At 57.1% G+C, this 12,879-nt stretch carries 12 protein-coding genes; 4 read left to right on the top strand and 8 right to left on the bottom strand.

The window, feature by feature from the left end; all coding sequences use genetic code 11:
* Window positions 1-11 precede the first annotated feature (11 nt).
* Entirely contained in the window at window positions 12-1,163 is a 1,152-nt protein-coding gene (pdxB, locus tag AC13C0_RS18580; RefSeq protein WP_117617428.1) for a 4-phosphoerythronate dehydrogenase PdxB, read from the top strand.
* A 52-nt stretch (window positions 1,164-1,215) separates the two neighbouring features.
* On the opposite strand, the gene htpX is transcribed toward pdxB, so the two are convergent.
* The 3 genes from htpX to AC13C0_RS18565 all read right to left on the bottom strand — a co-directional run bounded on the left by htpX (window position 1,216) and on the right by AC13C0_RS18565 (window position 3,887).
* A complete protein-coding gene (gene htpX / locus AC13C0_RS18575) occupies window positions 1,216-2,097 on the bottom strand; it encodes a protease HtpX (RefSeq protein ID WP_117617427.1) in 882 nt (293 codons plus the stop codon).
* Window positions 2,098-2,190: 93 nt separating this feature from the next.
* Window positions 2,191-2,661: a hypothetical protein gene (locus tag AC13C0_RS18570; RefSeq protein WP_117617426.1), complete on the bottom strand. Its 471-nt coding sequence runs from the start codon at window positions 2,659-2,661 to the stop codon at window positions 2,191-2,193.
* An 11-nt stretch (window positions 2,662-2,672) separates the two neighbouring features.
* Window positions 2,673-3,887 carry a pyridoxal phosphate-dependent aminotransferase gene (locus AC13C0_RS18565; protein WP_117617425.1) on the bottom strand — a complete coding sequence of 405 codons (1,215 nt, stop codon included), beginning with the start codon at window positions 3,885-3,887 and terminating at the stop codon, window positions 2,673-2,675.
* A 253-nt stretch (window positions 3,888-4,140) separates the two neighbouring features.
* Here AC13C0_RS18565 and AC13C0_RS18560 point away from each other — a divergent pair, with 253 nt between their 5' ends.
* Both AC13C0_RS18560 and AC13C0_RS18555 read left to right on the top strand, forming a co-directional pair.
* Window positions 4,141-4,632, top strand: a complete 492-nt coding sequence (locus AC13C0_RS18560) for a glutathione peroxidase (RefSeq protein WP_117617424.1) — start codon at window positions 4,141-4,143, stop codon at window positions 4,630-4,632.
* Window positions 4,629-5,108, top strand: a complete 480-nt coding sequence (locus AC13C0_RS18555; protein WP_482954872.1) for a MarR family winged helix-turn-helix transcriptional regulator — start codon at window positions 4,629-4,631, stop codon at window positions 5,106-5,108. Before AC13C0_RS18560 ends, AC13C0_RS18555 begins: the two co-directional genes overlap by 4 nt.
* Here the strand turns inward: AC13C0_RS18555 and AC13C0_RS18550 are convergent.
* Complete coding sequence (locus tag AC13C0_RS18550) at window positions 5,059-7,086, bottom strand: ATP-binding protein (protein ID WP_482954871.1); 2,028 nt, start codon at window positions 7,084-7,086, stop codon at window positions 5,059-5,061. The genes AC13C0_RS18555 and AC13C0_RS18550 overlap by 50 nt on opposite strands.
* 56 nt (window positions 7,087-7,142) lie before the next feature.
* Window positions 7,143-7,916 carry a hypothetical protein gene (locus tag AC13C0_RS18545; protein ID WP_117617422.1) on the bottom strand — a complete coding sequence of 258 codons (774 nt, stop codon included), beginning with the start codon at window positions 7,914-7,916 and terminating at the stop codon, window positions 7,143-7,145.
* A 238-nt stretch (window positions 7,917-8,154) separates the two neighbouring features.
* Here AC13C0_RS18545 and AC13C0_RS18540 point away from each other — a divergent pair, with 238 nt between their 5' ends.
* Window positions 8,155-9,165, top strand: a complete 1,011-nt coding sequence (locus AC13C0_RS18540) for a LysR family transcriptional regulator (protein ID WP_117617421.1) — start codon at window positions 8,155-8,157, stop codon at window positions 9,163-9,165.
* On the opposite strand, the gene AC13C0_RS18535 is transcribed toward AC13C0_RS18540, so the two are convergent.
* From AC13C0_RS18535 to purB, 3 genes are all read right to left on the bottom strand, one after another.
* On the bottom strand, window positions 9,154-10,119 hold the full coding sequence (locus AC13C0_RS18535) for a GNAT family N-acetyltransferase (RefSeq protein WP_117617420.1): 966 nt from the start codon (window positions 10,117-10,119) through the stop codon (window positions 9,154-9,156). The two genes, AC13C0_RS18540 and AC13C0_RS18535, sit on opposite strands and share 12 nt — an antisense overlap.
* Before the next feature lie 222 nt (window positions 10,120-10,341).
* Window positions 10,342-11,493 (bottom strand): JmjC domain-containing protein, encoded by a 1,152-nt coding sequence (locus AC13C0_RS18530; protein WP_341582131.1) that lies wholly within the window; start codon window positions 11,491-11,493, stop codon window positions 10,342-10,344.
* A 16-nt stretch (window positions 11,494-11,509) separates the two neighbouring features.
* Window positions 11,510-12,877, bottom strand: coding sequence for an adenylosuccinate lyase (gene purB / locus AC13C0_RS18525; RefSeq protein ID WP_117617418.1), 1,368 nt, complete (start codon window positions 12,875-12,877; stop codon window positions 11,510-11,512).
* Between the last annotated feature and the right edge of the window lie 2 nt (window positions 12,878-12,879).

Below are 12,879 nucleotides of genomic sequence, written 5' to 3'. Positions count from 1 at the left end.
CGGACATCATTATGTTGATCGTAGCAGACGAAAACATTCCGTTACTGGACTCCTTTTTTGGCGATATCGGTGAGATCAGACGTGTTTCCGGCCGCTCCATGACTGCCGGCGAGGTCCGCGCTGCCGATATCCTGCTGGTCCGTTCCGTTACCCGGGTAAACCGTGAGCTGCTTGAAGGCAGCCGCGTGCGTTTCGTGGGTACGACCACGATTGGCACCGACCACGTGGATCGGGACTGGCTCGAACAGCAAGGTATCCGGTTTTCCGCAGCGCCCGGCTGCAATGCCAACAGTGTTGCCGAGTACGTGCTGTCTGTTCTGTCTCTTTATGCCGAGAAGCGGGGGCTGATCGACTGGTCGCGGCTCAGTGTCGGTATTGTCGGTGTGGGTAACGTTGGTGGCGAGTTGGCGCGTAAACTGGAACGCCTTGGCTTTGACGTGCGGCTTTGCGATCCGCCAAGAGCAGACCTGGGCGAAGAAGGCCAGGAGTTTGTGTCCCTCGAAGAGGCCATGAAGTGCGATGTAGTTACCTTGCACACACCGTTAACCCGTGAGAGTAACCATCCGACGTTCCACATGGTTGGCGAACAGGAGCTGGATAGTCTGGGTGCAGGTCAGTTGCTTATCAACGCCGGCAGAGGCGGGGTTATCGACTCATCAGCCCTGCTGGCGCGTCTCGGTAAGAGCAATGTGCCCACCGTGGTACTGGATGTCTGGGAGCAGGAGCCAAGAATCCACCCTGAACTCGTTGATCAGGTATGGCTGGCAACACCGCATATCGCCGGGCACAGCCTGGAGGGGAAGGTTCAGGGCACGGAAATGATTTATCAGGCGCTGAGCCAGTTCCTTGGGTTGCCGGTTCGCAAAAAGGCGGGCCAGTTTCTGCCGGAGCCGGCACTTAGCAAAATTTCTTTTACCAGCTCCGCGGAGGAGGAAGATGCAATCCGCATTGCATTGAGGGCATGCTATGATCCCCGCCGGGACGATATCCGGCTTCGGAACGCCATGAGCGGTTCGGTTGAGGAGCGAGGGGCGGCATTTGACCGACTTCGTCGTGACTACCCGGTGCGTCGGGAGTGCTCCAGCCTCAAGATCCAGCTGAAGGGAACGAGTAAATCCCTGCAGGACAGTTTCCGGGCCATAGGGTTCAAGCTGAAGATCTGATCAGTAGTGTTGGCAGGAAAGAAAAAACCGGGGCAGTGCCCCGGTTTTCTGTTTACAGCTTTGCGCTCTGCAAGGCCTGGATGCGGTCTTCCAGCGGAGGGTGCGTCATAAAGAGTGCGCTCAATCCGCCCCGGGCGCCGCGGTTGATGCCGAACGCCTGCAGGGTGTCGGGCATCTGGTCCGGGACCTCACTCTCCTGCCTGAGCCGCGCCAGTGCGCTGATCATCGCCGAGCGCCCGGCCAGTTGTGCTCCAGCGATGTCGGCCCGGAACTCCCGGCGGCGCGAGAACCAGAACACAATGGTGCTGGCGAGGATCCCCAGTACGATTTCGGCCACGATACTGACTGCAAAAAAACCGAGACCATAGCCGCTCTCATTCTTGAACACCACACGGTCAACGAAAGAACCTATCACTCGTGCCGCGAATATTACGAAGGTGTTCACCACCCCCTGAATCAGCGCCAGGGTCACCATATCACCGTTGGCTACATGGCCGATTTCGTGGCCAAGCACTGCCCGGATCTCATCTTTGTTGAAGCGTTGCAGCAGGCCTTCGCTCACTGCCACTAACGCGTCATTCCTGTTCCATCCCGTGGCAAAAGCATTCGACTGTGACGCCGGAAAGATGGCCACTTCAGGCATGCCAATACCGGCGTTTTTGGCCATTTCAGCGACCGTCCCGACCAGCCAACGCTCGGCGGGTGTTCTCGGAGATTCAATGACCTTCGCCTTGGTGCTCCACTTGGCCATGGGCTTCGATAGGAGCAAGGAGACGATGGCGCCGGCAAACCCGAAGATAGTGGCGAAAGCCAGTAGCGAGCCATACTGAATGCCGTTCTGGGCCAGGTAGCTGTCCACCCCCAGCAGTCGCAGCGTGAAGCTGGCGACAAGGATCACGGCAAGGTTAGTTGCCAGAAACAGCAGAATACGCATGTTAGGTCCCTGTTCTGTCCGTCACGAAAAAAAACCGGTGTTCAGACCGATATATATGGCTCGGGTTCAATCAATCAACGCTCTTACGTCGATTTAATAATTGCCACTGTCAGCAAAGAAGACCGCCTGCATTGCCTGACTGATGCGGCCGGAGTTGCCGCTTCTGAGTACGGTGCGCACCAGGTGGATATGGGTGGAAAGATCGTCCTGAACCGAGGGGGGCAGGGTGCTGACGGATCCCCCATCCGCAATTCCCAGTTCCCGGGTCAGAGACGCCGGTGCCGGAGCGCTCAGGCGGATAAACGCACCCCGTGTCAGGACCGCCTGGTCCAGCGCTTCCTGACGAATGGTATCAACATACCGAAGCAGGCCTTCCTCGGCGAGCCAGAGCAGCGCGCCAAAGCAGGCCATATGTCGCTTGCTGTGCAGGCCGAACTCGTCGGGTTCATCGGGCCCGGCAATATCTTCAACAAACAGGTTTATTCGCCTCGGGAAGGCGCCATAAAGTTGAACAAGAGCAATTGCAGCATCCTTGTAGAATTCCTCGACGTGAAGATCCGCCATGATGAGCCCCGTTACTGCTGGTATTTGCCCAGGAAGTTTCCGAGCCGGCCCATGGCGTCTTCCAGGGTGTCCTCCCGGGGCAGGAAAACCACCCTGAGATGCTGCCTGTCATCGATATTGAACGCTGAGCCCTGTACCAGAAGGATTTTTTCCTGCAGCAGAAGATCCAATACCAGCTTTTCATCATTAACGATGGGGAAGCGCTTGGGATCCAGCTTCGGGAACAGATAGAGCGCGCCCTGGGGTTTGACGCAGCTTACGCCCGGAATATCGTTGAGCATCCGCCAGGCCGTCTCCCGTTGCTCGTAGAGCCGTCCGCCCGGGGCTACCAGGTCGTTGATGGACTGATACCCGCCCAGTGCAGTCTGGATGGCCAGTTGGGCGGGCACGTTGGCACACAGGCGCATGTTGGAGAGCATCTCAATGCCCTCGGTCAGGTCCTTGGCGCGGTGTTTGGCACCGCTGACAATCATCCAGCCTGAGCGGTAACCGGCCGCCCGGTAGTTCTTTGAAAGGCCGTTATAGGTGAAGAACAGAACATCGTCGGCCAGTGAAGCGGTGGAAATGTGCTGAGTGCCGTCGTAGAGAATCTTGTCGTAGATCTCGTCGGACAGAACGATCAGGTTGTGCTCGCGGGCAAGCTCGATCACCTGTTCAAGCAGTTCTTTTGAGTAGACGGCACCGGTCGGGTTGTTCGGGTTAATCAGCACAATTGCCCGCGTACGACGGGTAATCTTTTTACGAATATCGTCAATATCCGGGAACCAGTCCTGCTGTTCGTCACAGCGATAATGCACCGGTTTGCCGCTGGACAGGGTAACAGCCGCTGTCCAGAGCGGGTAATCCGGTGCCGGGATCAATACTTCATCGCCAGTATTGAGCATCGCCTGCATGGTCATGACAATCAGTTCGCTGACGCCGTTGCCAAGAAAGATGTCGTCAATATCGACCTTGTCGATACCTCGCTGCTGGCAATAGTGCATCACAGCCTTGCGGGCGGAGAACAGGCCCTTTGATTCCACGTAGCCCTGGGCCAGGTGCATGTTGTAGATAACGTCCTGCTGGATTTCTTCCGGCACATCCAGCTCAAATGTGGCCGGGTTGCCAATGTTCAACTTGAGGACGCGGTGGCCTTCTTCTTCCAGTCGACGTGCTTCCCGCAGAACTACGCCACGTATTTCATAACACACGTTATCCAGTTTGGCGGATTTATAGTAGTTCTGCATAGGACCCGGGCTTCCTTCTTGTGAGATCGGAAAATGACGCCTGCCAAAACGACAGGCCTTTATTCTAGCGGAGCGACGGTCGGCGGCAACAGGGGAATTATGATGAATTGTGTCGTGTTCAGGCAGATTTACAATGCAAAGCTGAACCGGTTTGTAAAAGTGCGTCCCGGGAGGCCTGCACGGACATGGTTTTTTTAACTAAATTGTGCACAATATAAATGTGGAAAAGATAAATTCATTATGGGAGAGTCTGATGGCTGGCAACACGATATACGACTTCGAAGTACGGGATATCCAGGGCAATGAGAAAAGCATGGCAGACTATCGGGGAAAGGTGCTCCTGATTGTTAACACCGCCAGTAAATGTGGATTCACACCGCAATTCGAGGGTCTGCAATCGCTCCATACTGAGCTGGGGGGTAAGGGGTTCGAAGTGCTGGGCTTTCCCTGCAACCAGTTCCTTAACCAGGATCCGGGTGATGACGACGCGATCAGCCAGTTCTGTAGCCTGAATTATGGGGTGGATTTCCCGATGTTTTCCAAGATTGAAGTCAATGGCGATGGCGCCCATCCGCTGTTCCGGTTTCTCAAGCGCGAGGCCAAAGGCCTGATGGGGTCAGAAAACGTGAAATGGAACTTCACCAAGTTCCTGGTCGGCCCCGATGGAAAGGTAGTCCGCCGCTATCCGCCCACAACCAAACCCGAGGATATTCGGGCTGACATCGAGAAGTTACTGCCGGCATGACAGCACAGAGTGACCCGTTGAGCGACATGCTGAGTGTCGATAACCAGATCTGCTTCGCATTATACGTTGCAAACCGGGCGGTAACCGCTCGTTATCGTCCACTGCTGGTGGACCTTGGCCTCACTTATCCGCAGTATCTGGTGATGCTGGTGCTTTGGGAGCAGGCAAGAAACGGACGGCTAACGAGGGTTTCTGATCTGGGAGCGCGGCTTCGACTGGACTCGGGAACCCTGACACCGTTGCTGAAGCGCCTGGCGGACCGTGGGCTGGTCATCCGACAACGGAACCTGGATGACGAGCGGGTGGTGACGGTAGCGTTGACCAAAGCTGGGCATGACTTGCGAGAGCAAGCCGGGCAGATTCCCGGGCGCCTCTTGTGCGGTATTGATGTCGAGCCGGGCCGGCTGGTTGCGCTCCGGGATGAGCTCAGGCAGGTCCTGAGTGTTCTGGAGCACCAGGTGGGCGCCAGCGATTGATCACTGCCCTGAGCTCGTCACATTTATAGGGCTTGGTGATGTAATCATTCATTCCTGATGCCAGGCAGTCCTCCCGGTCTCCCTGCATCACGTTGGCAGTAACGGCAATGATGGGCAGGTTCTTCCAGTCCGGGTTCTGGCGTATCCGTTGCGTTGCCGCATAACCGTCCATCACGGGCATCTGACAGTCCATCAGCACCATGTCATAATGCTTTCGCTCCAGCGCATGGATGGCTTCCTCGCCATTCTCTGCGTGGTCTGTCCGGTGACCAAGCTTTTTGAGCAGGCTCGTGGCCACCAGTTGATTGACCTGATTGTCTTCTACAAGAAGAATCGACAGCGGCTGATCGGTGTCGGTTTGCGATGGCTCCGGAGTGATGCCGAGACGGTTTTTCGGGGAAGCCACGCTTTCAGCGTCTGCTGGCCCGGCATCATGGACCGCCAACGGCAGGATAATGGTGAAGTGGGTGCCGCTGCCCTCCCGGGAGTCCACCAGGATCTGGCCATGCATTCTTTCCACCAACTGGCGGCAGAGCGCCAGCCCAAGACCGGTCCCGCCATAAAGTCGGGTGGTGTCCGCGTCGGCCTGGGAGAAAGGTGAGAATATCCTGTCCAGACCCTCTTTTGACATGCCAATCCCGGTATCTACCACGCCGATTCTGAGACTGCCGCCAGAATAGCCCGCCCGGATTCGGACGCCGCCCTCGTCAGTAAATTTGATGGCGTTGCTCAACAGGTTATTGAGCACCTGCCGGACCCGGGTCGGATCGCCCAGAAAACTCTCCGGGAGATCCGGATCTATTTCGTTAATCAGGTAAATATTCTTGCGACGGGCTTGTTGGGTATGGAGCGTTGCGCATTCCTCGATCAGCTGCCGGACGCTGAACGGGATGTTTTCGAGGCTAAGCTTGCCGGCTTCAACTTTCGAAATGTCCAGTATATCGTTCAGAAGCTCCAGCAGGTTCTCTCCGGTATTCAGGGCGATCTCCAGTCGGTTGCGCTCAGCGGAATCAAGATCTCCCTCCAATGCCAGACCAAGCAGCCCCAGAACGCCATTCAGGGGAGTACGGATCTCGTGGCTCATGCTGGCCAGGAAACTGGCTCTCGCCCGGGCGCGGCGTACGGCGTCTTCCTTGGCTTTCACCAGGGCGCTGTTACCCCGTTGCAGGGCCTGATTTTTCTCGGAGATTTCCCGGGTGCGGTCTTCAACTTCCTGCTCAAGCTGAGTGGAGTAGTTCTTCATGGCGCTCTCGGCATGCCGGAGTTGCGCCAGACTGGCATCCATGGTTTCAAGGTGCTGGTTGATGACGCCAACCATGGTTCCGATCTCGTCCTCCCGATGGTTGTGCGGTATTGGCAACCTGACTTTCTCCGGAGAATTTGCGCGCACCTGGCTGAGGGCACTGATGACATTGAGCATGGGGCGGGTGAGCACGAAATAGAAAATCAGAAACAGCGCGGCGGATAGGATGAGGCTTTTGAATAGCCCGCTCATGAGAGTGTAGCCGGCCCGCTCAAGAAACTGAGCGCCATAGTGGAAGGTATCGATGGTGACAACGAGTTCTCCGAGGGGCAGATCCTCAAGCTGAGGCACTCTCAGCTCATGCCTGAAAACCCGGTCTGAGCCGAACAGAAGATCGCTGACCCAGCGGTAGGGCGACGTCGGGCTGCTTTTGCTGGAAGCCGCCATGGGCTCGTTGTCGCTGTCGATAATTCGGGCGTCGATTGTCGCCGGGTGTCTGAGCAGGCCATCCAGTAATTCTTCCGCCAGCCGGATGTCGATGTTGTAGGCAATCTGGGACGCCGGGCTGGTACTGATGTCCATCAGGGCGTGGATTTCGCTTTCCAGGGATTCCCTGGCGCTAAAATAATCCAGGGTGATCTGGATAAAATTGAGCACCAGCCCCAAGGCCATGGCAACCAGTACGGTGTCACGGGTGAGTCGGTAGGAAAGCCGCTGCTTGAAGCGTTTGCTCACGGGTATGCACTGTCCCTGTTGGCGGGCCGGACCTATTAACGACCCGGTCTGTGCCTTCAGTCGTCGTAGTCGGCCTTTTTCTTCCACTCATCATCGTGGAGGAAGGTGTCCCATTCCCGGTCCAGCTGGGACTGGGATTCATGGTACTGGCCATCCTTGCCTTCTGCGCTCATTGCCTCCAGTTCCTTGATACGTGTCCGGAAGCTCTTGACCGCTTTCATGGCAAGGGGATTGTCACGGGACTTGCCCATTTCGGTGCTGGCCAGGTGATAGGCGTGGATGGCTTTGCGAATCTGGTTCTGGCGGACATAATCCCGGGCCTGGAACACATGCAGGTCCGCGTGGGTCTTGTGAACCAGAAACAGGACATACCTGAGGTTCTTCTTGGCCGTGCCAGCGTCAATCCGCCCGCTTTTATGCATCGCCTCAATCATTTTGAACAGATTCTGAAGCAATTCCTTGACGTAATTGGATTTTTCCGGGGAGTCGATCTTTACCGGCACGGTGGTGTCACGTTTTTCCATGACCTGTTTTTTCAGATCGGTTGCCGAATCCTGCCACTGTTTGACCGGGAGGCCGGACTTAAGCCCCGCGAGTTCATTACACGCTTCTTCCATGCGTTTGATCAGCACGAGCTTAAGGTCTGCGGTCAGGTACTGACCGGGGATCTCCGAGAGCAGCCGAAAGGCGCGGTTGTACGCGTCCTCCTGTGCGGTGATTTTCCGGGCCCGCTCGATTCGGGCCCGCTCTCGCATCTGGCTGATCACAATAATGACAATCGAGACGGTAACGATGGCGGCCAGCACAAGGACAATCGTAGTGGTATCCATTTTGTCAGTAACGACTCCGGCTTCAGGATCAAAGGACGGCGGGAATGCAGGCCCGGCCTCAAAATACCGATATTATTCAGCAAGTATCCGAAAGACTAACAGAAATACGGCGTTGAATCCGTTTTCAAATGTGAAAGTTCGTATTGCACATTGATTACGTGAATTTTCCGTATCATGTATATTGTCCCCGTGAATGAAGGTTCTTTTACCCCGTTATTATGGCGTTCCGGAGTTGTCTGTGGATATTTCCCGTGTTGATCTGAACCTGCTCGTTTATCTGGACGTGCTCTTGCGCGAGCGGAATGTAACCAAGGCAGCCAACCACCTGGGCATCACCCAGCCTGCCATGAGCAATGGGTTAAGGCGGTTGCGTGATCTGTTCAGCGATCCATTGCTGGTGAGAACCAGTGAAGGTATGACAGCCACGGAGCGCGCCCGGGAGCTTCAACCGCTGGTACGCGGGATCCTTTCAGATATCGAGCAGGCAGTGCAGGAAAAGACGCCGTTCTCGGCTCTCGAAAGCCAGCGGGTGTTCAGGATTATGGCCAGTGATTACGCCGAGTCCTGTTTGATGCCCCGCGTGCTCCGCCGCATCCGGCAAGAGGCGCCACAGGTGACGCTGGACGTCCTGACCCCGAGTGACGTCAGTTTTCTCGACGTCGAGCAGGGCAGGCTGGACATGGCCATTAACCGGTTCGACAAGATACCCCAGTCGTTCCACCAGAAAACTCTCTGGACCGAATATTTCGCCTGCCTGATGAATGCCCGTAATCCGCTGCTCAGGGAGCCGTTTACGCTCGATACCTACCTGGATGCCAGTCACATCTGGGTCAGTAAGACCGGCTTTGGCGTTGGCGTGGGTGTAAATCCCAAGGACGTCCAGCGCCTGGGCTGGGTTGACGAAGCCTTGTCCAGAATGGGGCGCAAGCGTCAGATTTCCGTCTTCACACGGCATTATCAGGTGGCAATGCTGCTCGCTGAGCAGCATGACCTGATTGCCACATTGCCCTCCCGCGCCGCCTGGCTTCAGAGGGACAATCCGAATCTTGTCGTCAAGGTGCCGCCGTTCGAGATTCCGCCCTTTGAGTTGAAAATGGCCTGGAGTCCGTTGCTGCAACACAATGCCGACCATCAGTGGCTGCGCAAGCTGATCGCTGAGGTTGCCAGTGAGGTGGATGCCGAATTTGCCCCGTTCGGCGCCAAGTTTGAAGCGCCGGACGCGCCACAGGCTCATCACTCAGAGCGGTAATTCCCGCAATTCCAGGGAAGGGCGGGCGGCATCCCACATTCGCTGGAAACTCTCCGAGAGCAGTTTCACCCGGCCACCGTCCGAAAACCTGGCGAAACCCTCCGGCTTGTAGAAGTCATGCCGGTACACCACACCTTCCCGATCCGCCAGAATGAACGGCTGATCCTCCACCGGGTAATCTTCATTGACCAGGCGCAGTTCCATCCGACTGGGTAACCGACGCATGAGCTCGACCAGTTTGTGGCGACGCTTCACCAGCGGTTTGTCGTCATGGATCAGCAGCCTGACCTCACTGAGCCGGTGCCGACGGGCGAGGGCGGAGATCAGCTCCCGGAAACGATGGCGGTCGTACAGATCGTGTTCCAGCAGGCGGTCGTAAAGCCAGATTCGCTGACCTGCCTGGCCAACCACGGAATCCATCAGGCCCAGGAGCCTGGCCTCGGTATCAAACAGCCAGGACTCCGTGTCATTACCCAGAATCATCGGCTGGTCTTTGCCGGCAAGGGCCTCGGCCGCGAGATCCGGTGCCAGGCAACGCATATCAAAGTGAGGAATGCCGGCATCGTCGTAGACACCCGAGCAGACATGAAAGCCTGAACGCTGGTAGAAGGGGATAGCGTGTTCCTGGGCAGAGAGCCTGAGCTCTGAAAACCGTCCCGCGGATTCATTGATCAGGTGTCGCAGCAATGCCTCGCCAATACCCTGTCCGCGGTACTCCGGCGGTATCGCCATGCGACCAATGTGGCCGGTTTCTTCCAGGGCCGGGAACAGCCGGGCGACGCCGGCGGGCGTGTTGTCAGGCAACACCGCCAGGTAATGATCGGCAATTTCGTCGGTTTCATCCCACTCCAGCTCCGGAGGGACCTTTTGTTCGTCAATGAACACCTGCTGACGAATTTCCCGGATTGATGCTGGAGCGAGTTGCCAATCGTATTTTCTGAATCGGATATTCATGATGATGCCTGATAAGGCGAGCGGGTAAGCCCTGATAAAACCGTGCGGAGCCATGGGTGAAGTGCAAAGCACTTCACGGGAAAGCCATGGACGGCTTGCCCCGGACCTTTAGCGCGACGCAGGAGCGATAAGCGCTAAAGGGCGGAGCCGAGCGTACACGGATGTATTCACAGCGTGTTTTATCAGGGCTTACCCGCTCGCCGATACCTCGACCGCCTATGTTTACTCGAAATAGACAGAGCCCTGATTGTAGAGCGTGGTCAGAAGCCCAAGCAACGCTTCGTCGTCGGCAAATCCGGCCAGTGCCGCCATATCGATGCGGGCGGAGGAACATAGCAGCGGGGCCAGAGGCCGGGCCTCACCTTTTAGCAGGAATTGTTCGCCGTCCACGAACAGCGCGGTTTCGCTTTCAAAATCGTAATAGGCGAAGCGCGAGCCTTCATTCCAGCGCATCTGCTCGCCGGCCTGAATCGCTTCCGCAATATCCCCGGCATCGGCCGGTTCGTCGGCAGGGACTACGATGTCCATACTCTTCGGAGCCGTGGAATATTGACCAAACCAGAGAGTCAGTTGCCGGCGATCACCCAGTTTCTCCCGAATAACACCTTCCAGGCGGTCCACAACGTTGGGCCGGATAGTGCCCGGGTTATCCTGAACCTGCAGGTCCGGGTCGTTGAGATGCTCGGAGGTATCGGACTGGCTGGCCAGAAAGTCGGTGAACCCGGTAAGAATGTCGTCGATGGTCGGCGCCCGGAAACCCACTGACAGGGTGATGCAGTCGTCCTCGGCAATGCCATGGTGTCCGATGCCTGGCGGCAGGTACAGCATGTCACCGGGGGACAGGGTGACGGTTTCTTCTCCATCCCAGCTACTCAGAATCCGGAGCGGGGTGCCTTCCACTTGTGGAGAGGCGTGGTCGCAGTGGCCGCCAAAGGTCCAGCGCCGGTGCCCCTGGGCCTGAAGCAGAAAGACATCATACTGGTCATAGTGAGGGCCAACGCTGCCGCCCTTGGGGGCGTAACTGGCCATGATGTCATCCAGGCGCCAGTTGGGTATGAAACGGAAGTGCTCCAGCAGATCGGCAATGTCCGGCACCCAGTGGTCCAGGCCCTGAACCAGCAGGGTCCAGTCCTGCTCTGGTAAAGCGCTGAACCGGTCCGGAGAGAAGGGGCCGTTGTGGAGCTGCCAGGGTTTGCCATCGTCGTTTTCAATGACAATCCGGGACTCCACGCCTTCTTCGCAGGCGAGGCCCGCGAGCTCATCGGCACTGACCGGGCACCGGAAACCTGGAAATGCCTGACGGATGACAAGGGGCTTCTTCTGCCAGTAGTCCCGCAGAAATTCAGAGGGTGTCAGTCCGCCAAGCATGTCCATGGGCGTGCTCCCGGTTTCAGATGTTTTGTGCTTGATCAATGGCGTTGCCGATGTAACTGCCTGGTGTCAGCGCCATCAGTTCTGCCTTGGCTTGCTCCGGAATCTCAAGGGTCTCAACGAAATTCTTGATCACTTCCGGGGTCATTGCCTTGCCGCGGGTCAATGCCTTGAGCTTTTCATAGGGCTTTTCGATGTTGTAGCGGCGCATCACGGTCTGGATCGGCTCGGCGAGTACTTCCCAGGCGTGGTCAAGGTCGTCATCAAGACGGGCCGGGTTGATTTCGAGCTTGCCCAGCCCCTTGAGGCTGGCCTCATAGGCGATCAGGCTGTGGGCAAAGCCAACCCCCAGGTTGCGGAGAACTGTTGAATCAGTCAGGTCCCGCTGCCAGCGTGAAATGGGGAGCTTGGCAGAGAGGTGGCTGAACAGGGCATTGGCGATACCAAGGTTGCCTTCGGAGTTCTCGAAGTCGATCGGGTTGACTTTGTGGGGCATGGTGGAGGAGCCCACTTCGCCTTCCACGGTCTTCTGCTTGAAGTAACCCAGGGAAATGTAGCCCCAGATGTCCCGGTCCAGGTCGATCAGAATCGTGTTGAAACGGGCGACGGCATCGTACAGTTCGGCAATATAATCGTGTGGCTCGATCTGCGTGGTGTACGGGTTCCAGTCAAGGCCGAGACCTTCGATGAATTCCCGGGCATTCAGCGCCCAGTCAATGTCGGGGTAGGCTGAAATATGGGCGTTGTAGTTGCCAACCGCGCCGTTGATCTTGCCCAGCAGCTCGGTTTCACGGATCTGTTTGACCTGCCGGCGTAACCGGTAGACCACATTGGCCAGCTCCTTGCCCACGGTTGTGGGTGAAGCGGTTTGCCCATGGGTACGGGAGAGCATCGGCTGGGATGCGTGATCGTGTGCCAGCTGTGCCAGCTTGTCGACAACCCGGTCCATGGCGGGCAGCATGCCGTGATCCAGACCCTCCCGAAGCATCAGCGCGTGGGACAGGTTATTGATGTCTTCCGAGGTGCAGGCAAAGTGGACAAACTCGGTCACCGCGTGCAGTTCCGGAACGCTGGCGATTTTCTCCTTGATGAAATACTCCACCGCTTTCACATCGTGATTGGTGGTGCGTTCGATTTCCTTGATACGCTCGGCGTCCTCCAGGCTGAATTCGCTCACGATGCGGTCGAGCACGGCATTGGCTTCAGTGGAAAAAGCAGGCACTTCGGTTACGCCGGGGTGAGCGGCCAGTTTCTGCAGCCACCGAATCTCGACGGTCACGCGGTTCCTGATCAGGCCATATTCACTGAAGATTTCACGGAAGACGCTGACTTTACTGCCATAGCGTCCATCGACCGGGGAAATGGCGGTCAGGGCGGTGAGTTCCATCG

It is taken from the genome of Marinobacter sp. B-21, assembly GCF_056857895.1.
Note: the sequence above shows the minus strand (reverse complement) of the source record. Positions and strands in the feature narration are given on the sequence as shown.